Raw genomic sequence first — 25971 nt, forward strand, 5'->3', positions numbered from 1 at the left:
CCGAGCGCGGCCTCGCCGGCGGCGCGGCGCGCGATACGCTGGCGGAGATCTCCCTCTCCCTCGCGCCCGGCGAGTATGTGGCGCTGCTGGGGCCGAGCGGCGCCGGCAAGTCCACCCTGCTCGCCCTGCTGGCCGGGCTGGCGGAGCCGGGGGCCGGGCGCATCCGCATCGGCGGCGTGCCGCTCGACGCGGCGAATGCCGCCGCGCTGCGCCGCCGCATCGCCTGGGTGGGGCAGCGGCCGCACCTCTTCGCCGGCTCCCGCCACGCCAATGTGGCGCTGGGCCGCGCCGGGCTCGGCCGGCCGGAGACGGCGCGCGCCCTGCGCCTGGCCGGCCTCGGCGCGGAAGGTGGGGTGGGCGAGGGTGGCGCCGGCCTCTCGGGCGGCGAGGCGCTGCGCCTGGCGATGGCCCGTGCCCTGGCCGACCCCGCCGCCACCCTGGTCCTGGCCGACGAGCCCACCGCGCATCTGGACGCCGCCACGGCGGCTGCCCTCACCGAGACACTGCTGGCGCTCTGCCAGGGCCGCACCCTGCTGCTGGCGACGCACGACCCCGTGCTGGCGGCGCGCATGGACCGGGTGATCACGCTATGAAGGCCCTCCTCCCCCTCCTGGCGCTGTTCTGGCGGGAGCGGCGCGGCGCGCTGCTCGGCGGCGCGGCGCTGGCGGCGCTGACCACCCTGGCCGGCGCGGCGCTGCTCGGCCTCTCCGGCTGGTTCATCACCGCCACGGCTCTGGCCGGCGCCTCGGCCGCCGGCGCGCTGGGCTTCGACGTGTTCCGCCCCGCCGCCGGCATCCGTCTTCTCGCCCTCGTCCGCACCGCCGGCCGCTATGGCGAGCGGCTGGTGACGCATGACGCGACCCTCGCCCTGCTGGCGGCGCTGCGCGAGCGGCTGTTCCGCGGCTGGGCCACGCCCGGCGCCGCGCGCCACCTGCTGGCCCGCCCCGCCCGGCTGCTGTTCCGCCTCACCGCCGATGTCGATGCGCTGGACGGGCTCTATCTCCGCCTGCTGGTGCCGGCCGGTGCGCGGGGGCGGCCTCCAGCGCGCCGGGCAGGGCGAGCGCATCAGGCGCGGCCAGGGCGCGCAGGGCGCCGAGCGCGGCCTCGCCGGCGGCGCGGTCGTGCCAGGCGGCGCACATCTCGCGCAGCGGCTCGAAGAAGGCCGGCGCCAGCAGCAGGATGAACAACCCGCCGCCGAGGCTGAGCGGCGCGCCCCAGCTTCCGGCCTCCAACTGCCCGAGCAGGTGGAAACCGACATAGACGGCCACCAGCGCCACGCCGAGCGCCGAGAACAGCTCCATCACCGCCGAGGAGAGGAAGGCGATGCGCAGCACCGCCATGCTCCGCTCCCGCAGGCTTTCCGCCTGGGCGCGCAGCCGGGTGGCGGTGGCCTCCACGGCGCCGAGGGCACGGATGCTGGCCAGCCCCCGCAGCCGGTCCAGCAGGAAGCCGTTCATGCCGCCCAGCTCCAGCAGCCGCGCCTCGCTGGCGGCCTTCGCCCGCAGGCCGATCAGCGCCATGAAGAGCGGGATCAGCGGCGCCGCCAGCAGGAGCGCCAGCGCCGCCAGCCAGGAGAAGGGCAGGATGGCGAGCAGGATGAGTGGCGGCAGCAGCGTGGCGCGCAGCCGCGCGGCGCGGAAGCGCAGCAGGTAGGGCAGCACCGCCTCCGCCTGCTCGGCCAGCACGCTGGCGGCGGCGCCGGAGGCGGGGCGGGTGGCGTCGAGCGGCGAGCGGGCGGCCAGCGCCGCGAGCGCCTCCGCGCGCAGCGTGCCCAGCAGGACGCGCGCGGCGGCGAAGGCGATGCGCCCGCCCCGCGCCTCCAGCCCCGCCCGCGCGAGGCCGAGCAGCGCCACCAGCCCGGCGGGCCACAGCATGTCGGCCAGGCCGCCGCCGTCCGCGAGGCGCGCCACGGCCAGCGCCAGCAGCGCCGCCTGCGGCAGCCAGAGCAGCCCGGCCAGCGCCTGCAGCAGCGCGCCGCGTCGCACGCCGGCGGGCAGCGGAGTGGCGCGCGGCCGGCGCGGAGCGGCAGCCGCCGTTGCCAAGGGCTGCCGGATTGGGTCCGGCGCCTGCGGCAAGGGAGGGCTCTCGAAGCTGAGGGAGGCGGTCTCGCGCGGGGCCACGCCGGAACATCCTTGGTTGCGCGGCGCTGCTTTAGAACCTGGGCTTGGCGGGGGCCTTGCGCTGCATCAAGTTTCAGAACGGAGCGCTTATATATTTGGCCGTTTATGAACGGCCGCTTCACGCGCGGCGCCGCGACCGGCGGCATGGAACTTGCTCTGCCCTGCGTATCCTCATGCAGGGACAGACCGCACGTGATGAAGACGAGCATCATCGCCGCCGCCGCCATGATGGCCGCGGCCAGCTGGGCTGGAATGGGCGGCGCGCAGGCGCAGGCACCGCAGAAGGTGCTGCGCATCGCCATGACCGCCGCCGACGTGCCGACCACCACCGGCATGCCGAACAATGGCTACGAGGGCATGCGCTTCCTCGGCTATCCGGTGTTCGAGAGCCTGGTGCTGTGGGACCTCTCCAGCCCTGACAAGCTGGCCGGCCTGCGCCCCGGCCTCGCCGAGCGCTGGGAGCAGGACCCCTCCGACCCGAAGAAGTGGGTGTTCCACCTGCGCCGCGGCGTCAGCTTCCACGATGGCGCGCCGTTCGACGCCGATGCCGTCATCTGGAACATGGACCGCTTCTTCCGGGAAGGCGCGCCGCAGGCCGAGGCGCAGGGCGCGGCCATCACGCGCGGCCGTGTCGCCGGCCTCGCCGCATACCGCAAGATCGATGACTTCACGGTGGAGATCGAGACGGCGCGGCCGATCTCCTACTTCCCCTACCTCTCCGTCTACATCCTCTTCGCCTCGCCCAAGGCGTGGGAGGATGCGGGGCGGGACTGGGCGAAGGTGGCGCTTGCCCCGGCCGGCACCGGGCCGTTCCGCATCACCCGCTTCGTGCCGCGCCAGAGCGTCGAGCTGACGCGCAACGACAACTACTGGGACACGGCGCGCCGCGCGAAGCTCGACCGCATCGTGCTGATGCCCGTTCCGGAGGCAACCGCGCGCCTGGCCGCGCTGCGCAGCGGGCAGGTGGACTGGATCGAGGTGCCGCCGCCGGATGGCATCCCCTCGCTAAAGCAGGCCGGCTTCCAGGTGGTGACCAATTCCTACCCGCATGTCTGGCCCTGGGTCTTCGCCGCCGGCAAGGCGGGCAGCCCGGTGACCGATGTGCGGGTGCGTCAGGCGCTGAACTACTGCTTCGACCGCGAGGGGCTGGTGGGCCTGCTGAACGGCACGGCCGAGCCGGCGGTGGGCTTCTACAACAAGAGCAACCCGCTCTTCGGCAAGCCTGAGAACGCCTATACGCTGGACCCGAAGCGCGGCCGCGCGCTGCTGGCCGAGGCCGGCTATGGCCCGCAGAAGCCGCTGAAGCTGGTGGTCGGCATCTCCACCTCCGGCTCCGGCCAGATGCTGCCGCTGCCGATGAACGAGGCGCTGCAGGAATCGCTGCGCGAGCATTGCGGCGTCGAGGTCAGCTTCCGCACGGTGGAGTGGAACACGCTGCTCGGCGCGCAGCGCGCGGCACCGGACCAGCCGGCCTGGCTGGGGGCGGATGCGGTCAACATCTCGCTCGTCTCCTCCGACCCGTCGCAGATGGCGCGCTGGTTCCTCGGCGCCAACGCCGCGCCGCGCGGCTCGAATGCCGGCCACTGGATCGACCCGGCCTTCGACGAGGCATTCCGCCGCATCGAGACCACCAGCGACCCGGCGGAATCGCAAGCCGCCATCCGCGCCGCGCATGAGCGCCTGGTCGATGGCGCGCCCTGGCTCTACGTGGTGCACGACCTCAACCCGCGCGCCATGTCCAGCCGCGTCACCGGCTTCGTCTCGGCCCAGTCCTGGTTCCAGGACCTGACGCGGGTGGACATGAAATGAGCGGCGAGACCCCGCTGCACTTCAGGACCATCGCCGAGCTCTCGGCGCTGATCCGCGACCGGCGGCTCTCGCCGGTCGAACTGATGCAGAGCTGCCTCGACCGCATCCACGCGCTGGACGGGCGGCTGAACAGTGTGCTGCTGCTGCTGGAGGAGCCGGCCCTGGCGGCGGCGCGCCAGGCGGAGGCGGAGATCGCCGCCGGGCGCTGGCGCGGGCCGCTGCACGGCATCCCCATCGGCATCAAGGACATCTACGAGACGGCCGGCATCCCCACCACCGGCCACTCCGCCCTGTTCCGCGACCATGTGCCGGCGGAGGACGCCACCACCGTCCGCCGCCTGCGCGAGGCGGGGGCGGTGCTGTTCGGCAAGCTCTCCACCTGGGAGTTCGCCATCGGCGGCACCTCCTTCGACCTGCCCTGGCCGCCGGCGCGCAACCCGTGGGACACGGAGCGCGACCCGACCGGCTCCTCCACCGGCTCGGCGGTGGCCGTGGCGGCGGGGCTCTGCCCGGGTGCGATGGGCACCGACACGGGCGGCTCGATCCGCGCCCCCGCCGCCTGGTGCGGCATCGCCGGCCATAAGCCGACCTATGGGCTGGTCAGCCGGCGCGGCGTGCTGCCGCTGGCCTTCTCGCTCGACCATGCCGGCCCGATGTGCTGGACCGCCGAGGATTGCGCGCTGATGATGGCGGTGCTGGCGGGGCACGACCCGCTGGACCCCGGCAGCGCCGATGTGCCGGTGCCGGACTTCTCCGCCGCGATCGGCGAGCCGGGCAGCCTCGCCGGGCTGCGCGTCGGCGTGGTGCGGCACTTCTACGAGGAGGACGTGCCCTGCGAGCCGGCGGTGCTGGCGGGGGTGGAGGATGCGCTGCGCGCGCTGCGCGGCCTCGGCGCCACCCTCGCCGATGTGCGGCTCTCGCCCTTCGGCCTGTGGAGCGCGGTGGGCAACCTCATCTCGCGCGCCGAATCCTACGCCGTGCACGCGGAATCGCTGAAGGCGACGCCGGAGCTGTATGGCAGCTATGGCCGCCGCCGGCTGATGGCCGGCGCCTTCGTCTCCTCGGCCGACTACATCAACGCCCAGCGCGAACGCGGGCGGCTGGTGGAGGAGGTGCGGGCGGCGCTGCGCGAGGTGGACGTGCTGGTCTTCCCCTCGGCGCGCGACGTGGCGGGGCCGATGGGGGTGGACATGCTGGGCGCGGCGCTGCCGCCCTTCTTCAGCCGGCCCTTCAACCTGACGGGCAGCCCGGCCGTCTCGGTGTGCAGCGGCTTTTCGGCGGAGGGGCTGCCGGTGAGCCTGCAGATCGGCGGCCGTGCCTTCGAGGACCCGCTGGTGCTGAAGGTGGGCAGCGCGGTGGAGCGGGCGCTCGGCACCCGCGCGCGGCGCCCCGCGCTGGCGATGGCGGAGATGGCGGCATGAGCGACGGCTTCGCGCAGCGCCTGCGCGCCCTGGGCCTCTCCGTGCCCGAGAGCGAGATCGCGCCGCTGGAGCGCATGGTGATGGACCTGGAGGCGGCCGCGAAGCTGCTGCGGGTGCCGCGCCCCGTCGCGCAGGAGCCGGTGACGGTGTTCCGGCTGGAGCATCCGGTGCCCGCGCCGGATCACGCCGGCCGCGGTTAGAGGGTTGCCGGGGGGCGAAGCGCGCTTCCCGGTTCTCGTACGGCCGCCCGAGGCTGCCAGAGGCCGTGCCGCCTCCGGCGGCCCTTTCGCGCCGTCCCCGCCATGTCGCTGCCGGCGTGGCAGGCGGCGGGCGGCACGGGCCGGATGACAGCGCCGCCATCTCCATCAACTTTGCTTCCGGCGGCCGCGACAGGCTGGTGAATCCGGGCGCCGGCTGGCCTCGCGGTCCCGGAGCACGCTTGCATCGCCGCGTCAGAATGGCATTATTCTGTATACCGCCGAGTGTATCAGGCCAAAAGACGAGGATACGTTCATGACGAAGATCACCCGCCGCGCGGCCCTGGCCGCGGGCCTGGCCCTGCCATGGCTGGGCGGCACCGCCCGCGCCCAGGCCACCCGCCTGCGCTTCGCCCACCCCCACCCCGAATCCGACAGCTGGCACCGCGCCGCGCTGCTCTTCGCGCAGACGCTGAAGGAACGCTCCAACGGCGCGCTGACCGTGCAGGTCTTCGGCAATGGCGCGCTGGGCAGCGACCCCACCACCATTTCCTCCGCGCGCGGCGGCACGCTCGACATTGCGCTGACGGGCAACCCGTTCTTCACCGGCCTCGCGCCGAAGCTGAACGTGCTCGACCTGCCCTTCCAGTTCCGCGACCGCAAGCATGTGGCCGCCGTGCTGGACGGCCCGATCGGCGACAAGCTGAAGCCCGAGCTGGAAGCCTCCGGCCTGGTCACGCTGGGCTTCTGGGACATCGGCTTCCGCAACCTGACCAATTCCCGGCGCGCGGTGCAGAACGCCGAGGATGTGCGCGGCCTCAAGATCCGCACCACGCCCAACCCGGCGCACATCAAGGCCTTCCAGCTGCTCGGCGCCAACCCGCTGCCGATGCCCTTCACCGAGCTGTTCACCGCCATGGAGACGCGCACCGTGGACGGGCAGGAGAACCCGACCACGCTGATCCTGAACGCGCGCTTCCATGAGGTGCAGAAGCATCTCAGCCTGACGCGGCACGCCTATACCGCCGGCATCCTGGCGATGTCGAAGCAGCGGCTGGAGGCGCTGCCGAAGGCGCAGCAGGATCTGGTGCGCGCCGTCGCCGCCGAGGTCACGCCGAAGCAGCGGCAGATGAACGAGGAGGCCGAGCCCGGCTCCATCGCCAAGCTGAAGCAGGAGGGGATGCAGGTGGTGGAGGCGCCGGACCGCGATTCCATGGCGAAGATCGTCGCCGAGGCGGTGCGCGACGACTACGCCAGCCGCTACGGCGCCGAGCTGCCCGAAGCCATCCTCTCCACCGGCGCCTGAATCGCCGCATCAGCCTGGGAGTACGCGGCGCGATGCGCCTGATCGACCTTTCCATGCCCATCGCGCCGCATTTCCGCTGGCGTACGCAGATCGCCATCGCCGGCGACATCGCCGCCGGCGACCAGTTCCGCATCAGCCGCCTGGATGGCCCCTGCCATGGCTTCAGCCATGTCGACGCGCAGGCGCACATCCTGGCCGATGCCCCCACCATCGAGAGCACGCCGCTCGACCGCGTGGTGGGGCCGGCGCGCATCCTGAACCTGCGCGACGCGCCGGCCAACGCGGCGATCGACGCGGCGCGGCTGCGCGCCGCCGATCCCGGCGGGCCGGAGGGCGAGATCCTGCTGCTCTCCGCCGGCTGGGACCGCCAGCGGGACTACAACACCCGCGAATTCTGGACCGAGGCCCCCTGGCTGACCCGCGACGCGGCGGAGCACCTCGCCACGCTGCGGCCGAAGGCGGTGGCCTTCGACTTCCCGCAGGACTTCCCCATCCGCCTGCTGCTGGACCAGCAGGAGGTGCCCTTCGACCAGCACGTGACGCATGACGTGCTGCTGCGCCACGGCGTCACCCTCATCGAGTACCTGGTGAACACCAGCGCCCTGGCCGGGCCGCGCACCTTCCTCTGCGCCGCGCCGCTGCTGATCCCGGGCGCCGATGGCGCGCCGGCGCGGATCTTCGCCATCGAGGGATTGCCGGAGGGCCTTCCCGCATGATCGGGCGCCTGGCCGACCGCGCCTTCTCCCTGGCGGAGTGGCTGCTGGTGCTGGCGCTGGGGGCCATGGTGATCATGGTGTTCGGCAATGTGGTGCTGCGCTACGCCTTCGATTCCGGCATCACCGTCAGCGACGAGCTGTCGCGCCTGCTGTTCGTCTGGCTCACCTTCCTCGGCGCCGTGGTGGTGCTGCGGCAGGGCGGGCATCTGGGCTTCGACCTGGTGACGAACGCGCTGCCGAAGGCGGGCCGGCGTGTCTGCCGCATCGTCTCCAACCTGCTGATGCTGCTCTGCTGCGGCGTCTTCCTGTGGGGCGCCTGGGCGCAGGCGGCGATGAACATGGGCAACCTGGCGCCCGTCTCCGGCATGCCGCTGGGCTGGACCTATGCGGCGGCGGTGGTGGCGGGGGCCGGCCTCGGCCTCGTCGCCCTGGCCGATCTCGCCGCGGCCCTGGCCGGGCGCGAGCCGCCGGCGCGCGACATGGAAGGGGAGGCGGGGGCATGACGCTCCTCATCTTCGCCGGCGTGCTGCTCGCCGCCATGTCGCTCGGCATGCCGATCGCCTTCGCGCTGATGGTCTCCTCCCTGGCGCTGATGTGGCACCTGGACGCCTTCGACGCGCAGGGCCTGGCGCTGCAGATGATCAACGGCGCGGACAGCTTCCCGCTGCTGGCCATCCCCTTCTTCATGCTGGCCGGCGAGGCGATGAACGCCGGCGGCCTCTCGCGCCGGCTGGTCGGGCTGGGGATGAAGCTGGTCGGCCATGTGCGCGGCGGGCTGGGCTATGTGGCGGTCATCGCCGCCATCTTCCTCGCCTCCCTCTCCGGCTCGGCGGTGGCCGACACGGCGGCGCTGGCGGCGGTGCTGCTGCCGGTGATGAAGCAGGCCGGGCACGACGTGCCGCGCTCGGCCGGGCTGATGGCGGCGGGCGGCATCATCGCCCCCGTCATCCCGCCCTCGATCGGCTACATCGTCTTCGGCGTGGCGGCGAATGTCTCCATCACCTCGCTGTTCCTGGCCGGCATCGTGCCGGGCATCCTGATGGGTCTGGCGCTGGCGGTCACCTGGGCGGTCTGCGCTCGCAACGAGGGGGCGGCGGTGCTGCCGCGGGCGAGCTGGGCCGAGCGGCTGCAGGCGCTGCGGGAGGCGGGGCTGGCGCTCGGCCTGCCGGCGCTGATCATCGGCGGCCTGCGCTTCGGCATCTTCACGCCCACCGAGGCGGCGGTGGTCGCGGCGGTCTATGCGCTGGCGGTGGGCATGCTGGTCTATCGCGAGCTGCACCCGCGCGACCTGCCGAAGGTGATGCTGGCCGCCGTGCGCACCAGCGCGGCGGTGATGTTCCTGGTGGCCGCGGCCGCCGTCTCCGCCTACCTCATCACCATCGCCGACATCCCCGGCGAGGTGCGCGGCCTGCTCGAGCCCTTCATGGGCGAGCGCATCCTCCTGATGCTGGCGATCATGCTGCTGGTGGTGGTGGTCGGCACGGCGCTCGACTTCATCCCCACCATCCTGATCCTGACGCCGGTGCTGATGCCCATCGTGCGCGAGGCGGGGATCGACCCGGTCTATTTCGGCGTGCTGTTCATCATGAACAACGCCATCGGCCTGCTGACGCCGCCGGTGGGCACGGTGCTGAACGTGGTCTGCTCGGTGGGGCGGGTCCGCATGGGCGCGGTGGTGCGGGGCGTGATGCCTTTCCTCACCGCGCAGATCGTGGTGCTGCTGGCGCTGGTGATGATGCCCTGGCTGGTGCTGGGCCCGCTGCGCTGGATGCGCTGAAGACGGACAGAAAAAAGAAGAGGGGGCACCGGGGGAGAATTCATTCTCCCCCGGCCTTTCTTCATCCCGCTGCCGGAAGGCCGAGCCGGTAGAGCCGGATGGCGTTGTCGTGGAACAGCGCAAGCTGCTCTGCCCAGGGCAGGTCCTCGACGGCGGCGCGGAAGCCGTCGAAGATGGTCTCGAAGCTGCCGCACAGCCCGTCCACCGGGAAGTTGGAGGCGAACAGGCAGCGCCCGGCGCCGAAGATCTCGATCGTCTCGCGGATGATGGCGCGGTTGTCCTCCAGCCGCCAGGGCCGCCCTGGCAGCCCGAGGCCGGAGATCTTCACCCAGACCTGCGGCGCCGTGGCGAGCCGCCGCATCGCCGCGCGCCAGCCGGCCAGCCCTTCCTCGCTGCGGTCGGAGGGCAGGCCGGTGTGGTTGAGCACCAGCGGCGTCTCCGGGTGCGCCGCGATCAGGTCGAGCGCCTCGTCGAGATGCCACCAGGGCGTCTGCAGCTCGAAGTGCAGCCCGTGCGCGGCGAGGCGGGCATAGCCGGCGCGCCAGCCCGGGTCGCCCATCGAGCCGGGGGCGCCGCGCTCCACCTGGGCGGGGGAGGGGGCGGCGCGCGGCTTGTGCCGCACCCCCTTCACCAGCGGCAGCGCGGCCTGGGCGGCCAGCACCGCCTCCACATCCGTCCGGTCCAGCCAGGCCTGGGCGACATGCGCGGCCGGCCGCCCGGTGCGTGCCGCCAGCCCGGCCATCCACCGGCTCTCGCCGGTGGGGTCGGCCGGGTTCCATTCCCCCTCCATCGTCACGCTGGCGACGACGCGGTGGTGGCCGGTCAGCGCGTCGTAATCCTCCGGCAGGAAGGGCCGGCCGCGCATGGCCCCATAGTCGCCATAGCGGAAGGGGATCATCGGCCGGGCGGGGTCCAGCCAGGGGTAGTCGTTGCGCACCGGGTCCCAGAAATGGTGGTGCGCGTCGATGATCGGCAGGTCACGCATGGGCGGGGCGGCTTCGGAAGGTCTTCCAGGCTGTGCCGAGCCAGAGGCCGAGCACGGCCAGCGCCAGCACGGCCGCGATCGGGCGGGAGACGAGGGTGAGCGGATCGCCCTCGCCCTTCATCAGCGTCTGGATGAAGTTGAACTCCACCACCTTGCCCAGCACCAGGCCCAGGATGGCCGGCGCCACGGGGATGTCGTTCTCCTCCATGAACCAGCCGAGCGCGCCCATCGCCAGCATCATGCCGACATCGAACAGCGCGTTGTTGATGGCGTAGGCGCCGACGATGCAGGCCACCAGGATGAAGGCCGCGATGATGCCGCGCGGCACGGCCAGGATGTGCCGCGCCGCGCGGATGACCAGCAGCCCGAGCGGGATCATCAGCAGGTTGGCCAGGATGAAGACGATGAACACGGCGTAGATCAGGTCCGGCGACTTGACGAAGATGGCCGGCCCTGGCTCCATCCCCTTCAGCACCAGCACGCCGATGACGATGGCGGTGATGGAATCGCCCGGGATGCCGAAGACGATGGTGGGCACCCAGGCGCCGGCCAGCGCGGAGTTGTTGGAGGCGCCGGCCTCGGCCAGCCCCTCGACATGGCCGGTGCCGAACTTCTCCGGCGTGCGCGAGAACTTGCGGCTGATGGCGTAGGAGATCCAGGCGGCGATGTCCGCCCCGGCGCCAGGCAGCGCGCCGATCAGCGTGCCCACGATGTTGCCGCGCAGGATCTGCTTCCGCCAGGTCCACACGTCGCGCATCATGCCGCGCAGCGGGCTGCTGTAGGGCGGCACGCGCACCGTCGCGCCGCCGCGCACCGTCATCAGCCGGATCAGCTCCGGAATGGCGAAGAAGCCGATCAGCGCCGGCACGAAGTCCACGCCCCCCATCAGCTCGGTGGAGCCGAAGGCGAAGCGGGTGACGCCCGTCGCCACGTCGATGCCGACGCAGGAGAGGAACAGGCCGAGCAGCAGCGCCAGCAGCCCGCGCAGCGGCGAGCCGACGGCCAGGAAGGCGGCGCAGGTGAGGCCCAGCATGCCGAGCCAGAAATACTCGGGCGAGGAGAAGCGGGTGGCGAAGATGGCCAGCGTCGGCGCCGCCATGATCAGCACCAGCGTGCCGAACACCCCGCCGATGGCGGAGGAGACCATGCACATGCCGAGGCCGCGCCAGGGCTCGCCCCGCTGCGTCATCTTGTAGGCTTCGTCGGCATAGGCGGCGGAGGCCGGGGTGCCGGGGATGCGCAGCAGCGCCGCCGGAATGTCGCCCGAGAAGATGGCCATGGCCGTCAGCGCGACGATCGAGGCGATGGCCGGCACCGGCTCCATGAAGAAGGTGAAGGGCACCAGCAGCGCCGTGCCCATCACCGCCGTCAGCCCGGGGATGGCGCCCAGCACGATGCCAAGGCCGCTGGCGAGCAGGATGACGCCCAGCGTGCCGGGGCTCAGCACATGGCCGAAGGCGAGCAGCAGGCTGTCCATCAGAGCCAGCCCTCCAGCAGGCCCGGCGGCAGCGGCACGCGCAGCACCATGACGAAGAGCAGGTGGAAGCCGATGGCGCCCAGCACCGCCGTGAGCGCCGCGCGCCCCGGCGCGATACCGAGGCGGAGCTGCACCGCCAGCAGGATGGCGATGGCGAGGGGGATGAAGCCCACCGTCTCGGCCAGCAGGGCGAAGAGGACGATGCTGGCCACCAGCAGCGCCACATTGGTGGCCGCCCAGCGGTCCCGCATCCAGGCGGGGGCGCGCAGCCACGGCCCCCCCGGCTGCCGGCCGGCGGCCAGCAGCAGGCCGGTGCCGGCGGCCATCACGCCGCCGCCCAGGAGCGCGGGGAAGAACCCCGCCCCCAGCTCCTGCCCCGGCACGCCCGGCAGGCGCAGGGAGGCCGCCAGCAGCAGCCCCCCCAGCCCGAGCGTCAGCACGCCCAGCGCGCGGTCGTTCAGCCGCATGTGGCTCAGCCCCGCGCCAGGCCCAGCTCGCCCAGCAGCGTGGCCGCCGTCCGGCCGAAGCGGGTGGTGAACTCGGCGAAGGCCTCCGGCGTCTCCCAGACCGGCACGATGCCGCGCGCGGTCATGGTCTGGCGCACCTCGGGGCGGGCATGGCCGCGGCCGGCCGCCTCGATCAGCCGGGTGCGCACCGGGGCGGGCAGGCCGCGCGGCGCCACCATCGCGAACCAGTTCTCATAGACCCAGTCGACGCCCAGCTCCTTCAGCGTCGGCACGTCGGGGAAGGAGGTCACGCGCTTCTCCGCCATCACCGCCAGCACGCGCACCTGCCCCGCCTCGACCAGCGGCTTGGCCTCGATGGGCGAGCCGGTGAAGACCGAGATGCCGCCCGCCACCAGGTCCTGCAGCGCCGGCGCGCCGCCCTGGCTCGGGATCCAGCGGATGCTGTCCGCCTCCATCCCCAGCGCCTTGGCCAGGCCGGCGGCGGCGAGGTGCCAGGAGCCGCCGGTGGAGACGCCCGAGCCGGTGAACTGTCCCTTGCGCGCCTCGCGCAGCGCCGCGGCGAAGGACTTGAAGTCCTGCCACGGCCCGTCCGCCTTCACCGTGATGCCGGCCGGGATGCTGGCGATGCGCGAGATCAGGTCGAAGCTCTGCGGCCCGATGTCGGACTGGCCGAGCGTCTTGAAGTTGACGAATTCCGAGGTGCCGCAGCCGATGGTGTAGCCATCGCGCGCGGCGTTGGCGATGGCGGCGTGGCCGACGATGCCGTTGCCGCCGGTGCGGTTGACCACGTTCACCGGCTGGCCGAATTCCGGCTCCAGCCCGGAGGCGAGGATGCGCGTGACGGTGTCGGCGCCGCCGCCGGCCGCCCAGGGCACCACCATGGTGACGGGCCGGCTAGGCCAGGACTGCGCCCGCGCGCGGCCCGGCAGCAGGGCCGGCAAGGCGAGGGCTCCGGCCAAGCCGGCGAGACCACGACGTGAGATCATTCTTGTTCCTCCTCCTCATGACGGGTGGCGCGGGAATGGCTGCCCCGGACCACGCATCCATGTCTCCCCTCCTCCCATGCGGCCGGGCCGGTTCGTCCGGTGCGTGGCGGAGGAATTTTTTTGTCGGAGTTTTGTGCTCTGTATGTAGTATGATTGCAAGAGGCATCGCATCGCCGCCGCCGATGCGGCATAATGCGCCGGGCGGCGCCCTTTCCGCTGCAGGAACAAGACCCTATCGATGCAAGACGCCGACCTCGCGCCCAGCACTGCCGCCTCTTCCGCCGGGGCCGCCGAGAACGCGCCCATCGCCCGGCAGACGCTGCACGAGCAGGTGGCGAGCCGGCTGCGGGACATGGTGACCGATGGCCGGCTGGCGCCTGGCCAGCGCATCAACGAGGTGGCGCTGGGCCAGACGCTCGGCGTCTCCCGCACGCCGCTGCGCGAGGCGCTGAAGACCCTGGCCGGGGAAGGGCTGGTGGAGCTGGTGCCGGCGCGCGGCGCCGTGGTGCGCGCCTTCACCATGCAGGACGTGGCGGAGAGCATGGAGGTGCTGAAGGTGCTGGAGCAGCAGGCCGCCCGCCGCGCCTGCGAGCACGCCCCGGAGGCGGAGATCGGCCGCATCCTCGCGCTGCACGCGATGATGCGCGAGCGCTACGCGGCGCGCGACCGGCTGCCCTACTTCAAGCTGAACCAGGCCGTGCACTCAGCCATCGTCGCCGCCTCGGGCAACCAGACCCTGGCACGGCATTACGACATGCTGCAGGCGCAGATGAAGCGTATCCGCTTCATCGGCCATGAGGGGGCGGACAAATGGGCCGCCGCCATGGCCGAGCATGAGGAGATGATGGAATGCCTCGCGCGGCGCGACGGCGCCGGGCTGGCCGCGGTGGTCGGCCGCCACCATGACAGGGGCGTGGAGCGCATGCGCGGCTCCCTGTAGCCACCTTTGCGCTGCGGGAGCCGCGCCGGCCGGGCTCCGTGGCAACGCCGCCCGGGTGAGGCGCAGCGCCGGCTGTGACAGCGCGCGTTTTGCCTTATAAGGCCATTGATGGAATAATCTGCTGTCATAGGCAGTGATATCCGCGTTCATCCGCCATTGGGGGAGGGGGATGCCTCGTGGAGCGTGTGGGTCGGAGCGACATGCCTGATCTCGGCAGCAGAAGCCGGAACCTCCTGTCCCGCCGCCTGCTCTGGAGCGGAGCTTTCTGCGGATGGCTGTTCTGCTCCCTCGCGGCCTGGTGGGTTGCGGAGCATTCGGCCGCCCGGATCGACCGGGAGGCACGCAGCGCCGCGCTGGCACGGGTGGAGGTGGCGGCGGAGGCGGTGCAGCAGAACATGCTGCGGCTGCTGGAGGCCGTCCACGGCCTGTACGACCTCGCCCAGACCCGCCAGAACCTGGTGGCGGAGCACCGGGGGACGATGGCCGTCATGCTGGAGCAGCACCTGGCCTCCGTCGCCGAGGCCGGCCGCTTCGGGCTGCTGCAGGTGGGGGTGATCGGCGCCGATGGATGGCTGGCCTGGTCCTCCGTGCCGGGCTGGGACCGCGTCTATCTGGGCGACCGGGAGCATTTCACCGTCCATCTCAACCGTCCTCCGGCGTTGTTCGTCAGCAAGCCGCTGGTCGGGCGCGCCTCGGGGCGCTGGAGCGTGCAGTTCACCCGGCCGTTGCAGAGCCTGACCGGCGGCTTCGGCGGCGTGGTGGTGGTCTCGATCGATCCGCTGAAGCTGTCGGAGGATCTCGCCCTGCTGCGCAAAGGCACGGAGGGCTCGTCGCTCCTGCTGCGCGAGGATGGCGGGGTGCTGGCCTACAGTCACGATGTCGGGCCCCTGCTGGGAAAGAGCCTCGGCGCCAAATCGGCCCTGTTCCAGCTCCATTCCGCCCGTCCGGCAGGCAGCTTCGAGACGGTCAGCATCATCGACGGCCGGCCCAAATTCGTCGGCTTCCGCAAGCTGGCGGAGGCGCCGATCATTGTCTGCGCGGCCATGGATGTTGAGTCCGAGATGGCGGCGACGGCCTTCGTGGCGCCCTCCCTGCGGGTCGCGGCGGCGGCCTTCGCGGCGCTGCTGCTGGCCACCATGGCGCTCGGCCTGCTGTGGCTCGACCGCCGCCGTGCCCTGCGCGACCTGAAGCGCGCCCGGCGGGAGAACGAGGCGGCGATGCAGCGCCTCTCCCAATCCGACCGGATGGAGGCGCTGGGCCGGCTGGCGGGCGGCATCGCGCATGACTTCAACAACATCCTCCAGGCCGTGCTGGGCGGCACCAAGCTGATCAGCCGCCGGTCCAGGGACGCCGCCCAGGTCGAGCGGCTGGCGCGGATGATCACCGAGGCGGCGGAGCGCGGCGCCTCCGTCTCGCGCCGCCTGCTCACCTTCGCGCGGCGGGCCGAGCTGCATGCCACGCCCGTCCAGGTGGGCGAGCTGCTGGCCGGGCTGCACGAGATCCTCAGCCATACGCTGGGACCCTCCGTGCAGGTGCGGCTGTCCATCGCCCCGGACCTGCCCCCCGCCCTGCTGGACCGAGGGCAGCTCGAGACGGTGCTGATCAACCTCGCGGTGAATGCGCGGGACGCGATGGAGCCGATGGGCGGCGGCCAGCTGACCCTGGCGGTCTCGATGGACACGCTGGCGGCCGCGCGCGCGCAGGCAGCGGGCCTGAGGTCCGGTCCCTACCTGCGGCTGGAAGTGGCCGACACCGGCATCGGCATGGATGCGGCGACGCTCGGCCGCGCCATGGAGCCCTTTTTCACCACCAAGCCGAAGGGCAAGGGCACCGGCCTCGGCCTGGCCATGGCCAAGGGCTTCGCCGAGCAGTCCGGCGGCATGCTCGTCATCGACAGCCAGCCCAGGCGTGGCACCATCGTGCGGCTCTGGCTGCCGGTGCCCGAGATTCCGGTGCCTGAGGTGCCGGCCTCCGGGCCGGCCCCTGGCGCGCCGCTGACCGGCCAGGGCGACGTGGCGGAGGACCCCGCGGAAGCGCCAGCGGAAACGCCCACCGGGCGCCTCCTCCTGGTGGATGACGAGGCCAGCCTGCGCGAGACGCTGGCCGCCTGCCTGCGCGAGCAGGGCCATGCGGTGCTGGAGGCGGAGTCCGGCGTCGCCGCCCTGGCGCAGCTTTCCGCCGCCCGGCACATCGACATCCTGGTCACCGATCTGGCGATGCCGGGGATGGACGGGCTCGCCCTGCTGGATGCGGTGCGGCAGCGCCTGCCCGCGCTGCCGGCGCTGCTGTTCACCGGCTTCGCCGGGGATGCCAGCGTCGCGGCCTTCACCGATGCGGCGCGCTCCGGCCCCTTCGCGGTGCTGCGCAAGCCGGCCTCGCCGGACGCCGTCATCGCGCAGGTGGGCGTGCTGCTGGCGGCCAGCCGCGTGCATGGCCCGCAGCAGGATCGACGGCAGGAGAAGGCCTGCGACGCCTGAGCCGCCCCGCCAGGCGGACGGACTTTCGCCGCGCCCCGCCTGCGGGCAGAATGGGAACAAAGGAGGGCCGCATGGCACAGAGGCGAAGCTGCTCCGGTGCGTGGCATGGCTGAGGCGCCGGTTCCCGAGGCGGCCATGTCCGATGCGCCGGCGCTCAGCGTCGAAGGCTTCGAGGGGCCGCTCGATTTCCTGCTGGAGATGGTGCGGCGGCATCGGGTCGATCTGGGCCGGCTGTCCATCGTGACACTGACCGACCAGTTCGTCGCCGCGCTGGAGGCCAGCGCCGGCCGCGTGCCGCTGGAGCGGCGCACCGCCTGGGTGGTGATGGCCAGCGACCTCATCCTGCTGCGCTCGCAGCTGCTCACCCCGGCGAGCCTGGCCGAGGCGGCGCAGGCGGAACAGGAGGCGGAGCGCCGCCTGGAGATGCTGAGCGAGCTGGCCCGGATGCGCACCGCCGCCGCCTGGCTCGCCGGCCGGCCGCAATTGCGGCAGGAGGTGCATGGCCGGGGCGATGTCCGGCGCGCCGCGCGCCCGCAGCCGGAGCTGCTGCTGGCCTTCCTGGAGGCCACGCTGGTGCTGCTGGAAGGCCGCCCGCGCTCCGGCAGCGGGGCGGAGGCCGCCGCCCCGGCACGCGTGGCGCCGCTCGACCTCTGGCGCATCCCGGAGGCGCTCGAGCGGCTGCGGGCCCTGCTGGCCGGGCGCCCCATGCCCCTGCCGCTGGCCGAGGCGCTGCCGCCCGCCGCGCCCGCCGGCCGCCCGGCGGGCCGGCTGCGCCGCCGTTCGGCCTGGGCCAGCACCTTCCTGGCCGGGCTCGAGCTGGAGCGGCTGGGCGAGGCGACGCTGTCCCAGGCCGCGCCCTTCGGCGCCATCGCGCTGCACGCCGCCCCGGCGGACCGGGCGGCGGCCTGAAGCCTTTTCCGCTCGCACCGGCTCACGGAAAAGGCTTTTGGCTCGTTGTTTCCACGAGCATCTTCACGCGGTCAGGCGAAGCGGCCCGCTCGCGATCCGCTCTAGCTTGTCGGGGAGCCGGCGGCGGGAGACTGCACGCCGGCCCGCACCCGCAGGCGCTCCTCCGGCAGGGGGATGAACTCCTGCTCGTCGCCGGGCACCTTGGCGAAGCGGCCGGACTTCCAGTCCGCCTTGGCCTGCTCGATGCGCTCGCGCGAGGAGGAGACGAAGTTCCAGAACAGGTAGCGCGGCCCGTCCATCGCCGCGCCGCCCAGCAGCAGCAGCCGGGCGCCGCGCGGGCCGGCCCGCAGCGCCAGGCGGTCCCCCGCGCGGAACACCAGCATGCGGCCGGGATCGAACGCCTCGCCCGCCACGCTCACCGAGCCCTTCAGCACATAGGCGGCGCGTTCCTCATGGTGGTCGGGCAGGGGCAGGGCGGCCCCGGCGGCGAGCACCGCATCGGCGTAGAACAGCCCGTCCTGGCCGCCGGCGGGGGAGCGCGCGCCCCAGCCTTCGCCGGCGATCAGCCGCAGGCGCAGCCCCGGCTCCTCCAGCACGGGGAGGGCGGCGGCAGGATGATGCGCGAAATCCGGCGCGCGCTCCTCCTGCGCCTTCGGCAGCGCCACCCAGGACTGGATGCCGAACAGCCGGCTGCCACTGGCGCGCAGCGCCGGGGCGGTGCGCTCGGAATGGGCGATGCCGCGGCCCGCCGTCATCCAGTTCACGTCGCCCGGCAGGATGGGCTGGTCGCTGCCCAGGCTGTCCTTGTGCTGGATGGCGCCCTCGAACAGGTAGGTGACGGTGGAGAGGCCGATATGCGGGTGTGGCCGCACATCCAGCCCGCGCCCGGAGAGGAACTCGCCGGGGCCCATCTGGTCGAAGAAGATGAAGGGGCCGACCATCTGCCGCCCCCGCGCCGGCAGGGCGCGGCGCACCTCGAAGCCGCCCACGTCATGCGCCCGCGGCAGCAGCACGGCTTCCACCCCCGCCGGCAGGGGCGGCAGCTTCCCGGCGGGATCGTTCTCAACGCTCATGGCCAGCCCTCCCGTTCAAGGGCGCAGCATGGGGGAGGCGCCGCCCGCCCCGCAAGCCCGGCGCCGGCCGGTCTGTTCCGCTTCCGATCAGAACCGGGGGCGCCGGCGGGCACCGGTGCGGAAGGCCGTGGGACACGAGCCCCAGCGCCTGGAAACGGGGACTGGCAGGCCACGTGAACCTTGCGCTGCGCCGTGGGTTAACCCCCCGCAAGCAAGGGAGCTGCCGATGAAAGCGCTGACATGGCATGGCAAGGGCGACATCCGGTGCGACAGCGTGCCGGACCCCCGGATCGAGCATCCGCGCGATGCCATCATCAAGGTCACGGCCTGCGCGATCTGCGGCTCGGACCTGCACCTGTTCGACGGCGTGATGCCCTCGATGAAGAGCGGCGACGTGCTCGGCCATGAGACGATGGGCGAGGTGGTCGAGGTCGGGCCCGAGACCAAGAACCTGAAGGTGGGGGACCGGGTGGTGGTGCCCTTCACCATCTCCTGCGGCGAGTGCTTCTTCTGCAAGCGCGGCTTCTACTCGGGCTGCGAGCGCAGCAACCCCAACCACGCCATGGCCGAGAAGATGTGGGGCCATTCGCCGGCGGGCCTGTTCGGCTACTCGCACATGCTGGGCGGCTATGCGGGCGGGCAGGCGGAATACCTGCGCGTGCCCTATGCCGATGTCGGCCCGATCAAGGTGCCCTCGCACCTGACGGACGAGCAGGTGCTGTTCCTGTCGGACATCTTCCCCACCGGCTACATGGCGGCGGATTTCTGCAACATCCAGCAGGGCGACACCATCGCCATCTGGGGCTGCGGGCCAGTGGGCCTCATGGCCATCCGCAGCGCCTTCCTGCTCGGCGCGGGGCGCGTCATCGCCATCGACACGGTGCCGGAGCGGCTGGCGATGGCGCGGCAGGCCGGCGCGCTCACCCTCGACTTCCATGACGAGGACATCTACGAGCGCATCCAGGACCTGACGAATGGCCGCGGCGCCGATGCTTGCATTGACGCGGTGGGCACCGAGGCGGATGGCACGGCCAGCATCGATTCCGTGGTCGACCGGGTGAAGGCCGCCGTCTACCTGGGCACCGACCGGCCGCATGTGCTGCGGCAGGCCATCCATTGCTGCCGCAACTTCGGCACCGTCTCCATCGTCGGCGTCTATGGCGGGCTGCTGGACAAGGTGCCGATGGGCTCGGCCATCAACCGCGGCCTCACCTTCCGCATGGCGCAGACCCCGGTGCAGCACTACATGCCGAAGCTGCTGGAGCGCATCGAGAAGGGCGAGATCGACCCCTCCTTCATCATCACCCACCGCGCCGGGCTGGAAGACGGCCCCGAGCTCTACAAGAAGTTCCGCGACAAGCAGGATGGCTGCGTGAAGGTCGTGCTCAAGCCCTGAGCCGAGGGGCGAGATGGAAGGGGCGGGGGGAGCGATCCCCCCGCCCTTTTTTCATGACCCGCGCGGCAGCGCGTAGGCGATCACGTGGTCGCCGGTCTTGGTGCCGAGCGAGCCATGCCCGCCGGCCACGACCAGCAGGTACTGCCGCCCGTCCCGCCCGCGATAGGTCATCGGCGTGGCCTGCCCGCCTGCCGGCAGGCGGCTTTCCCAGAGCTGGCGGCCATCCGTCACGTCATAGGCCCGCACATAGTAGTCGATGGTGCCGGAGAGGAAGGCGACGCCGCCGGCCGTGACCATCGGCCCGCCGAGGTTCGGCACGCCCATGCGGAACGGCAGGGGCACCGGCGCGGCATCCCGCGTCGTGCCGTTCCTGTGCTTCCAGACGATCTCGCCCGTGGTCAGGTCGGCGCCGGCCACGTAGCCCCAGGGCGGCGCCTGGCAGGGCAGGCCGAGGGCGGAGGTGAAGGGATAGAGCTGCACGGCGTAGGGCGCGCCGAAATTCTCGTTCAGCGCCGGCAGGCTGCCATCCGGCCGGTTGCTGCCCTGCACGTAGAGCGTGGTGTCGTCGTGCCGCGGCACCAGGCGGGAGATGAAGGCGAGGTAGGCGGGGGTGGTGAAGGCCACCTGCCGCGCCGGGTCCACCGCGACGCTGCCCCAGTTGAACACGCCGAAATTGCCCGGATAGACCAGCGAGCCCTGCAGCGAGGGCGGGGTGTAGCGCCCCTCGTAGCGCAGCCGGCGGAGCTGGATGCGGCAGGCGAGCTGGTCGAACAGCGTGGCGCCCCACATGTCGGCGCCCGTCAGCGGCGGCGGATCGTAGGAGAGGCGGGAGACGGGCTGGGTGGGCGCCGTGCGGTCGCCCTCCACGGCACCCTGCGGGACGGGCTGCTCGGTCACCGGCAGGACCGGCTCGCCCGTCTCGCGGTTCAGCACGTAGAGCTCGCCCTGCTTGGTGGGCTGCACCAGGGCCGGCACGCGCCGGCCGTTGACGGTGAGGTCCAGCAGGCTGGGCTGCGAGGGCACGTCGTAATCCCACAGATCGTGGTGCACGGTCTGGAACACCCAGCGCACCCGCCCCGTCGCCAGCTCCAGCGCCACCACGGCGGAAGAATAGCGGGCGCTGTCCTCGTCGCGGTTGGCGCCCCACTGGTCCGGCGGCTGGTTGCCCATCGGGACATAGACCAGGCCCAGCGCCTCGTCGACGCTGGAGATCGACCAGCTGTTGGGCGAGTTGGGCGTATAGGTCTGGCCGGCCGGCAGCGGCTCGGTCTGTTCCGGGTTGCCGGAATCCCAGTTCCACACCAGCCCGCCGCTGTTCACGTCGAAGGCGCGGATGACGCCGGAGGGCTCGCGGGTCGAGACATTGTCCAGCACCGTGCCGCCGACGATGACGAGGTTGCGCGTCACCACCACGGGCGAGGTGGAGTAGTAGCCGCCTGGATTGGGGTTGGGCATGTTGGCCCAGAGGTTGATCTGGCCGCCTTCGCCGAAGCTGGTGCAGACGCCGCCCGTCTCCGGGTCCAGCGCGATCAGCCGGCCGTCGGCGGTCGGCATGAAGAGCTTGCGCGCGCAGTTGTCCACGCCGCGCGCCCCTTCGGTGGCCGCGGGCACGGAGACGGAGGTGGCGGCCGTGTTCTCCATCGCCGGGCGGGCCCCCTCGGGCGCTGTGGCGGCGGCGGCGCCCGCCGGGTAGGCGGCCGGGTCGTGGTAGGACAGGCCGCGGCAGGTCAGGTGCTGCAGTGCCAAGCCGTCCCGGATCTTCGGCTCGTAGCGCCAGATCTCCTGCCCCGTATCGGCATCGAGGGCGATGACGTTCTGATGCGGGGTGCAGAGATACAGCCGCCCGCCCACCTTCAGCGGCGTCACCTGGAAGGTGGTCTCCACCGGGTCGCCCGGCTGGCCGGGGATGTCGCCTGTGCGGTACTGCCAGGCCACCTCCAGCCTGTCCACGTTCTGCGGCGTGATCTGGTCCAGCGGCGAATAGCGCTGGCCCATGCCGGTGCGGCCATAGGCGTGCCACTCGCCCTCGGGGATGGTGCGGGCCTCGGGCGGCAGCGTCGCGCGCGCCTCGGGCAGGCGGCCCTCGATGCGGTGCGGGTCGTTGAACAGGGCGGCGCCGGCGACGCCCAGGGCCAGCACCAGCACCACCGAAAGCGCCAGCCCGCTGCCGCGCAGCGCGCTGACGCGGCGCGCCTCGCCCGGCTCGCCCAGGGCCCGCGTCACCCACGGGGTCAGCAGCAGCGCGCCGAGCACGAAGATCACGTCGCCGCGCGCCGCCAGCGGCCACCAGTCGAGCCCGGCCTCCCACACCGCCCAGACCAGCGTGGCCAGGGTCAGCAGGGCGTAGAGCAGGAGGGCCGCCGGCCGCCGGCGCCAGAGCAGCCATGCCGTGCCCAGCATCGCCGCACCGGCGAGCGAATAATACCAGGAGCCTCCCAGGACGATCAGCCAGAGCCCGCCGCCCAGGGCGGCCAGGCCGAGCAGCGCCAGGAGGATGGCCAGCAGCCGTGGCGCCCAGCCCGATGATGATGTGCGCGATGTCTGCATGATGCACCCAGGTTCCATGACGGGGCGCCGGCCGCACAAAGCGCGACGCCACCCTGGCTTGTGAACCCAGGCGAGGGAACTTCGTTCCTTGGAAGGGTGGCTTTTCGGCGCCGGGGAAGCGGCGGGCGAAGCCTCAGCGGCGGCGTAGCAGCACGAAGGCCACCAGCGCGGCCGCCGCCGCCAGCAGGCCCATCATGGCCTGCACCACCGGGTAGTTCTCCGCCTCGCGTCCGACCAGCAGCGTGGCCAGCGCGCCACCCAGCAGCAGAATCACGCGCACGACAAGCCCCATGGCACGGCCTTTCCCGAAACAGGACCATCCTGCGCCAGCATCGGCCGCGCGGCCTTGACGCAGGTCAAGCAGTGGGAGCCGCGCGGCCGGGGCCGCGCGGCGGTGCCTCAGGCCTCAGGCCTCCGGCTCGTCCGGGTCGTTGATCGGCACCAGGAACATCACCTCGAGGGCGTCCTCGTCGTCCTCATCCTCATCCTCTTCGTCCTCCTCCTCCTCGTCCTCGCCCTCGTCGGACTGGAAGTCGGCGGCCTCCTCCTCCGTGGCGGGGCGCAGCGTGAGGGCGGCCTGGCCGTCCCAGAGCGGCGTGGCATCGTGCAGCAGGCGGCGCAGGTCGGCCTGGAAGGCCTCGCTTTCCACGATGTCGCGGGCCTCCTCCTCATCCGCCCCGATGACGGCGATGGGCCGGCCGGCGATTTCCAGCGTGAACATGGCAGTTCTGTCTCCAGCGTTGGTGGGTTGCTTGCGGTGCGGGGCCGACCCGCCCCCTGGGCACCTGTGCCCCGGGCCGAACCGGCCGCCACCAGGCCGCGGCCCGATGGAGGACCGGATACCGCCCGCCTCCGGCGGCAAGATGCGCAGCATTGCCGGCTTCTGGCTACCGTCTGCCGCAGATTTCATGGCGCGCGGCGCGCCACCCCTTGACCGGCCGGGAGGGAAAGGTCCTTTGACACGGAAGCGCCGGCCGCCTTCATTTGCGGCCCGGAGCGCCCGCCCCCGTCCACCGGGGCACGCCAGACACGAAGGACCGACCGCATGACTCACGACCCGGCCGCGGCGGCGCGGCAGGAGGCACCCCAGCAGACCTTCGGCACCGCCAACATCGCGCCCCTGGAGCGCCCGAGCGCGACCACGCGCTTCTTCATGGGCATCGTCGCGGCGGCGGAGCGGCTGAACCTGCGCTGTTCCAAGGTCGGCAACCCGCCCGTCTACGACAACGCCACCTTCCCCTGGGCCGCCGAGATCGAGCGCGAATGGCCGCTGATCCGCCGGGAGCTGGAGCAGGTGCTGCTGCGGCAGAGCGAGCTGCCGAGCTTCCACGACATCTCCACCGACGTGCAGACCATCAGCAAGGACAGCGCGTGGAAGACCTTCTTCCTGGCCGGCTATGGCCTGTCCTCGCAGGAGAACATCCGGCGCTGCCCGGAGACCTGGCGGATCGTGCAGAAGATCCCCGGCCTCAAGACGGCGATGTTCTCGATCTTCGAGCCGGGCAAGCACCTGCCGCCGCACCGGGGGCCCTATAACGGCGTGCTGCGCCTGCATCTCGGCCTGATCGTGCCGGAGCAGAGCGACCGCCTCGCCATCCGCGTCGACAAGCAGGTCTGCCACTGGCATGAGGGCCGCGCGCTGATCTTCGACGACGCCTACGAGCACGAGGCGTGGAACCACACCGACAAGACCCGGGTGGTGCTGTTCGTGGATTTCGTCAAGCCGCTGCGCTTCCCGGCCCGGCTGGCGAACTGGCTGCTGCTGAACATGGCGGTGTTCACCCCCTTCATCCGCGAAGGGCTCGACAACCACAAGGCGTGGGAGAAGAAGTTCTACGCCGAGGCCGAGGCCCTGCGGAACCGCAAGGACTGAGCGGGGCGGCGCCGCGCCCGGAAGCCGGGGCGGCGCCGCGTCTTCACCCTCAGGCGGCCTGCGAGGTTTCCATCATCCAGGCGCGGTGCCGCTTCTCGTCCTGCAGCGCCCGCTCGAACACCTGCCGCACCTCCGCCGGCGCCTCGCTGTGCGCGCTGGCGCGCTCATAGGCGGTGACGGTGTCCTCCTCATTGCTGCGCATCGCCTGCAGGATGGCGCCATCGCCCATGATGCTCGCCATCGCCACCTTGCCGGTGGTGAGCAGCTGCTTCATGTCGCCTTCCATGGGGGCGTCGGTGCCGAGCTGGTTCGCCATCTGCGTCAGCTCCTGCACATGCCGGTCATGGTCGCCCTTGAAGCTGGCGATCTGCTGCTTGTAGGCCGGGTTGTCGAGGCGCGCGATCACCTGCTCATAGGCGGCGATGGCGTCATGCTCGAGCAGCAGCAGGTTCTTGACCAGCTTGGGCAGGGTGCTCTCGGTGCCGACGGTGGTGACCATGGTGCTCTCCTTGTCGTTGTTGCGGAGTCGTCTTGCGGGCAGGGCTGCGGCGCAGCCCTCACATGCCCGGCGGCTTGCCGATCTGCTCCGCCTGGGCGCCGGACCCGGCGCGGGCCGGACCGAGCACCGGCTCCTCGCCCAGCGCCGTGTTCTGCATCACGCTGAACTGCGCCTTGCCGTCCATCGACGGGCCGGTGGTGAAGCGCCCCTCCGGCGGCGGCGCGCCCGTCGCGTCCGTGCCCAGGAAGACGTAGCTGAAATCCTGCCGCTCCAGCGCCTGGTCGAAGCTGTTCGGGATCGGCAGCGCGGCGCTGCCGCCCATCTCCTCGATCGCCGCCAGCCATTGCTGCTGGTGCATGGTGTCGCGCGCGATGAGGAAGCTCAGCATGTCCTTCATGCCGGGATCATGCGCGGCGTTGTAGAGGCGGACGGCCAGGGTGCGGCCCGTCGCCTCGGCCGTGACATTGGCGTACATGTCGGCGGCCAGATTGCCGCTGGCATAGACATGCGAGCAGTCGAAGGGGACGCCGTCCGCGTTGGTGGGCATCGCGGCGAGGCCGGTGGACAGCAGGTGACGCTGCAGCATCCCCTCCACGATGTGCCGCGGCCGCTCGCCGCCCATCACCGCGTTCACCACCGGGTTGGCCTCGGCGGCGCTTTCCTGCAGGCTGAGCGGCGCGGTCTCGAGGTTCATCGCCACGGCCGTGGCCAGCATCTCGATATGGCCGATTTCTTCCGTCGCCGTGTGCAGCAGCATGTCGCGGTACTTGGTGTTCGGACCGCGCGCGCCCCAGGCCTGGAAGAAGTACTGCAGGCAGACGCGGATCTCACCCTCGACGCCGCCGATCGCCTGCTGCAACTGGCGGGCGAAAAGCGGGTCCGGCGTCTCGACACGAACCGGATACTGCAGTCGCTTGTCGTGGAAGTACATGCGGATTTCCCCTGCTTCGAGTGGCCCTGATCATGGGCATCGCCCCTCAGCAAACGGGCCGCCCC

General features: G+C 72.1%; 24 protein-coding genes. 13 read left to right on the top strand and 11 right to left on the bottom strand.

Annotated features, from left to right (window positions below; all coding sequences use genetic code 11):
- Positions 1–593 (top strand): ATP-binding cassette domain-containing protein (locus ACZJYS_RS02990; RefSeq protein WP_493175699.1); only part of this gene is annotated, 593 nt, incomplete at its 5' end.
- Between the two features lie 372 nt (positions 594–965).
- Here the strand turns inward: ACZJYS_RS02990 and ACZJYS_RS02995 are convergent.
- Entirely contained in the window at positions 966–2120 is a 1155-nt protein-coding gene (locus tag ACZJYS_RS02995; RefSeq protein WP_493175701.1) for an ABC transporter transmembrane domain-containing protein, read from the bottom strand.
- 195 nt (positions 2121–2315) lie between these two features.
- Here ACZJYS_RS02995 and ACZJYS_RS03000 point away from each other — a divergent pair, with 195 nt between their 5' ends.
- The 7 genes from ACZJYS_RS03000 to ACZJYS_RS03030 all read left to right on the top strand — a co-directional run bounded on the left by ACZJYS_RS03000 (position 2316) and on the right by ACZJYS_RS03030 (position 9346).
- Positions 2316–3929, top strand: coding sequence for an ABC transporter substrate-binding protein (locus ACZJYS_RS03000; protein ID WP_493175703.1), 1614 nt, complete (start codon positions 2316–2318; stop codon positions 3927–3929).
- Positions 3926–5350, top strand: coding sequence for an amidase (locus ACZJYS_RS03005; protein ID WP_493175704.1), 1425 nt, complete (start codon positions 3926–3928; stop codon positions 5348–5350). The genes ACZJYS_RS03000 and ACZJYS_RS03005 overlap by 4 nt, the downstream gene beginning before the upstream one ends.
- Positions 5347–5550: a hypothetical protein gene (locus tag ACZJYS_RS03010; protein ID WP_109517334.1), complete on the top strand. Its 204-nt coding sequence runs from the start codon at positions 5347–5349 to the stop codon at positions 5548–5550. The genes ACZJYS_RS03005 and ACZJYS_RS03010 overlap by 4 nt, the downstream gene beginning before the upstream one ends.
- 313 nt (positions 5551–5863) lie before the next feature.
- On the top strand, positions 5864–6853 hold the full coding sequence (locus tag ACZJYS_RS03015) for a TRAP transporter substrate-binding protein (RefSeq protein WP_493175707.1): 990 nt from the start codon (positions 5864–5866) through the stop codon (positions 6851–6853).
- Positions 6854–6885: 32 nt separating this feature from the next.
- Complete coding sequence (locus tag ACZJYS_RS03020) at positions 6886–7569, top strand: cyclase family protein (RefSeq protein ID WP_109517336.1); 684 nt, start codon at positions 6886–6888, stop codon at positions 7567–7569.
- Positions 7566–8072 (top strand): TRAP transporter small permease, encoded by a 507-nt coding sequence (locus ACZJYS_RS03025; protein WP_493175709.1) that lies wholly within the window; start codon positions 7566–7568, stop codon positions 8070–8072. The genes ACZJYS_RS03020 and ACZJYS_RS03025 overlap by 4 nt, the downstream gene beginning before the upstream one ends.
- Entirely contained in the window at positions 8069–9346 is a 1278-nt protein-coding gene (locus tag ACZJYS_RS03030) for a TRAP transporter large permease (RefSeq protein WP_493175711.1), read from the top strand. Before ACZJYS_RS03025 ends, ACZJYS_RS03030 begins: the two co-directional genes overlap by 4 nt.
- 61 nt (positions 9347–9407) lie before the next feature.
- Here the strand turns inward: ACZJYS_RS03030 and ACZJYS_RS03035 are convergent, their stop codons facing one another.
- The 4 genes from ACZJYS_RS03035 to ACZJYS_RS03050 are packed head-to-tail and all read right to left on the bottom strand — an operon-like array spanning position 9408 to position 13261.
- Positions 9408–10331, bottom strand: coding sequence for an amidohydrolase family protein (locus ACZJYS_RS03035; RefSeq protein ID WP_493175713.1), 924 nt, complete (start codon positions 10329–10331; stop codon positions 9408–9410).
- Positions 10324–11808: a tripartite tricarboxylate transporter permease gene (locus tag ACZJYS_RS03040; RefSeq protein WP_379640829.1), complete on the bottom strand. Its 1485-nt coding sequence runs from the start codon at positions 11806–11808 to the stop codon at positions 10324–10326. Before ACZJYS_RS03040 ends, ACZJYS_RS03035 begins: the two co-directional genes overlap by 8 nt.
- Positions 11808–12275 carry a tripartite tricarboxylate transporter TctB family protein gene (locus ACZJYS_RS03045; protein ID WP_493175715.1) on the bottom strand — a complete coding sequence of 156 codons (468 nt, stop codon included), beginning with the start codon at positions 12273–12275 and terminating at the stop codon, positions 11808–11810. Before ACZJYS_RS03045 ends, ACZJYS_RS03040 begins: the two co-directional genes overlap by 1 nt.
- Positions 12276–12280: 5 nt before the next feature.
- The gene (locus ACZJYS_RS03050; protein WP_379652152.1) at positions 12281–13261 is read right to left on the bottom strand and encodes a tripartite tricarboxylate transporter substrate binding protein; all 981 of its coding nucleotides are present in this window, start codon (positions 13259–13261) and stop codon (positions 12281–12283) included.
- 238 nt (positions 13262–13499) lie between these two features.
- On the opposite strand from ACZJYS_RS03050, the gene ACZJYS_RS03055 reads away from it, so the two are divergent.
- From ACZJYS_RS03055 to ACZJYS_RS03065, 3 genes are all read left to right on the top strand, one after another.
- On the top strand, positions 13500–14201 hold the full coding sequence (locus ACZJYS_RS03055; protein ID WP_109517343.1) for a GntR family transcriptional regulator: 702 nt from the start codon (positions 13500–13502) through the stop codon (positions 14199–14201).
- Positions 14202–14401: 200 nt separating this feature from the next.
- Positions 14402–16678 (top strand): ATP-binding protein, encoded by a 2277-nt coding sequence (locus ACZJYS_RS03060; RefSeq protein ID WP_493175718.1) that lies wholly within the window; start codon positions 14402–14404, stop codon positions 16676–16678.
- Between the two features lie 105 nt (positions 16679–16783).
- Positions 16784–17587, top strand: a complete 804-nt coding sequence (locus tag ACZJYS_RS03065) for a segregation and condensation protein A (protein ID WP_493175720.1) — start codon at positions 16784–16786, stop codon at positions 17585–17587.
- Positions 17588–17688: 101 nt separating this feature from the next.
- Here the strand turns inward: ACZJYS_RS03065 and ACZJYS_RS03070 are convergent, their stop codons facing one another.
- A complete protein-coding gene (locus tag ACZJYS_RS03070; RefSeq protein ID WP_493175721.1) occupies positions 17689–18660 on the bottom strand; it encodes a pirin family protein in 972 nt (323 codons plus the stop codon).
- Between the two features lie 226 nt (positions 18661–18886).
- Between ACZJYS_RS03070 and ACZJYS_RS03075 the strand changes: the two genes are divergently transcribed.
- On the top strand, positions 18887–20056 hold the full coding sequence (locus tag ACZJYS_RS03075) for a zinc-dependent alcohol dehydrogenase (RefSeq protein WP_493175722.1): 1170 nt from the start codon (positions 18887–18889) through the stop codon (positions 20054–20056).
- A gap of 51 nt (positions 20057–20107) precedes the next feature.
- Here ACZJYS_RS03075 and ACZJYS_RS03080 read toward each other — a convergent pair whose 3' ends face one another.
- The 3 genes from ACZJYS_RS03080 to ACZJYS_RS03090 form a co-directional block, all read right to left on the bottom strand.
- Positions 20108–22603 carry a glucose/quinate/shikimate family membrane-bound PQQ-dependent dehydrogenase gene (locus ACZJYS_RS03080; RefSeq protein ID WP_109517348.1) on the bottom strand — a complete coding sequence of 832 codons (2496 nt, stop codon included), beginning with the start codon at positions 22601–22603 and terminating at the stop codon, positions 20108–20110.
- Positions 22604–22736: 133 nt separating this feature from the next.
- The gene (locus ACZJYS_RS03085; protein WP_493175724.1) at positions 22737–22895 is read right to left on the bottom strand and encodes a hypothetical protein; all 159 of its coding nucleotides are present in this window, start codon (positions 22893–22895) and stop codon (positions 22737–22739) included.
- A 114-nt stretch (positions 22896–23009) separates the two neighbouring features.
- The gene (locus tag ACZJYS_RS03090) at positions 23010–23324 is read right to left on the bottom strand and encodes a hypothetical protein (RefSeq protein WP_493175725.1); all 315 of its coding nucleotides are present in this window, start codon (positions 23322–23324) and stop codon (positions 23010–23012) included.
- Between the two features lie 324 nt (positions 23325–23648).
- Here ACZJYS_RS03090 and olsC point away from each other — a divergent pair, with 324 nt between their 5' ends.
- Entirely contained in the window at positions 23649–24476 is an 828-nt protein-coding gene (gene olsC / locus ACZJYS_RS03095; protein ID WP_493175727.1) for an ornithine lipid ester-linked acyl 2-hydroxylase OlsC, read from the top strand.
- A 49-nt stretch (positions 24477–24525) separates the two neighbouring features.
- Here the strand turns inward: olsC and ACZJYS_RS03100 are convergent, their stop codons facing one another.
- Both ACZJYS_RS03100 and ACZJYS_RS03105 read right to left on the bottom strand, forming a co-directional pair.
- On the bottom strand, positions 24526–24975 hold the full coding sequence (locus tag ACZJYS_RS03100) for a DUF892 family protein (RefSeq protein ID WP_109517351.1): 450 nt from the start codon (positions 24973–24975) through the stop codon (positions 24526–24528).
- 58 nt (positions 24976–25033) lie between these two features.
- Complete coding sequence (locus ACZJYS_RS03105; RefSeq protein ID WP_109517352.1) at positions 25034–25906, bottom strand: manganese catalase family protein; 873 nt, start codon at positions 25904–25906, stop codon at positions 25034–25036.
- Positions 25907–25971: the final 65 nt, after the last annotated feature.

The organism is Roseomonas sp. TS2 (genome assembly GCF_058833935.1).

Bases quoted from the DNA above. Each gene is read 5' to 3' on its own strand.
- ACZJYS_RS03070 (WP_493175721.1), bottom strand. From the start codon at position 18,660: ATGAGCGTTGAGAACGATCCCGCCGGGAAGCTGCCGCCCCTGCCGGCG.
- ACZJYS_RS03040 (WP_379640829.1), bottom strand. From the start codon at position 11,808: ATGGACAGCCTGCTGCTCGCCTTCGGCCATGTGCTGAGCCCCGGCACG.
- ACZJYS_RS03035 (WP_493175713.1), bottom strand. From the start codon at position 10,331: ATGCGTGACCTGCCGATCATCGACGCGCACCACCATTTCTGGGACCCG.
- ACZJYS_RS03010 (WP_109517334.1), top strand. From the start codon at position 5,347: ATGAGCGACGGCTTCGCGCAGCGCCTGCGCGCCCTGGGCCTCTCCGTG.
- ACZJYS_RS03055 (WP_109517343.1), top strand. From the start codon at position 13,500: ATGCAAGACGCCGACCTCGCGCCCAGCACTGCCGCCTCTTCCGCCGGG.
- ACZJYS_RS03065 (WP_493175720.1), top strand. From the start codon at position 16,784: ATGGCTGAGGCGCCGGTTCCCGAGGCGGCCATGTCCGATGCGCCGGCG.
- ACZJYS_RS03100 (WP_109517351.1), bottom strand. From the start codon at position 24,975: ATGGTCACCACCGTCGGCACCGAGAGCACCCTGCCCAAGCTGGTCAAG.
- ACZJYS_RS03030 (WP_493175711.1), top strand. From the start codon at position 8,069: ATGACGCTCCTCATCTTCGCCGGCGTGCTGCTCGCCGCCATGTCGCTC.
- ACZJYS_RS03075 (WP_493175722.1), top strand. From the start codon at position 18,887: ATGAAAGCGCTGACATGGCATGGCAAGGGCGACATCCGGTGCGACAGC.
- ACZJYS_RS03045 (WP_493175715.1), bottom strand. From the start codon at position 12,275: ATGCGGCTGAACGACCGCGCGCTGGGCGTGCTGACGCTCGGGCTGGGG.
- ACZJYS_RS03050 (WP_379652152.1), bottom strand. From the start codon at position 13,261: ATGATCTCACGTCGTGGTCTCGCCGGCTTGGCCGGAGCCCTCGCCTTG.
- ACZJYS_RS03060 (WP_493175718.1), top strand. From the start codon at position 14,402: ATGCCTGATCTCGGCAGCAGAAGCCGGAACCTCCTGTCCCGCCGCCTG.
- ACZJYS_RS03000 (WP_493175703.1), top strand. From the start codon at position 2,316: ATGAAGACGAGCATCATCGCCGCCGCCGCCATGATGGCCGCGGCCAGC.
- ACZJYS_RS03020 (WP_109517336.1), top strand. From the start codon at position 6,886: ATGCGCCTGATCGACCTTTCCATGCCCATCGCGCCGCATTTCCGCTGG.
- ACZJYS_RS03080 (WP_109517348.1), bottom strand. From the start codon at position 22,603: ATGCAGACATCGCGCACATCATCATCGGGCTGGGCGCCACGGCTGCTG.
- ACZJYS_RS03085 (WP_493175724.1), bottom strand. From the start codon at position 22,895: ATGGGGCTTGTCGTGCGCGTGATTCTGCTGCTGGGTGGCGCGCTGGCC.
- ACZJYS_RS03025 (WP_493175709.1), top strand. From the start codon at position 7,566: ATGATCGGGCGCCTGGCCGACCGCGCCTTCTCCCTGGCGGAGTGGCTG.
- ACZJYS_RS03015 (WP_493175707.1), top strand. From the start codon at position 5,864: ATGACGAAGATCACCCGCCGCGCGGCCCTGGCCGCGGGCCTGGCCCTG.
- olsC (WP_493175727.1), top strand. From the start codon at position 23,649: ATGACTCACGACCCGGCCGCGGCGGCGCGGCAGGAGGCACCCCAGCAG.
- ACZJYS_RS03105 (WP_109517352.1), bottom strand. From the start codon at position 25,906: ATGTACTTCCACGACAAGCGACTGCAGTATCCGGTTCGTGTCGAGACG.
- ACZJYS_RS03090 (WP_493175725.1), bottom strand. From the start codon at position 23,324: ATGTTCACGCTGGAAATCGCCGGCCGGCCCATCGCCGTCATCGGGGCG.
- ACZJYS_RS03005 (WP_493175704.1), top strand. From the start codon at position 3,926: ATGAGCGGCGAGACCCCGCTGCACTTCAGGACCATCGCCGAGCTCTCG.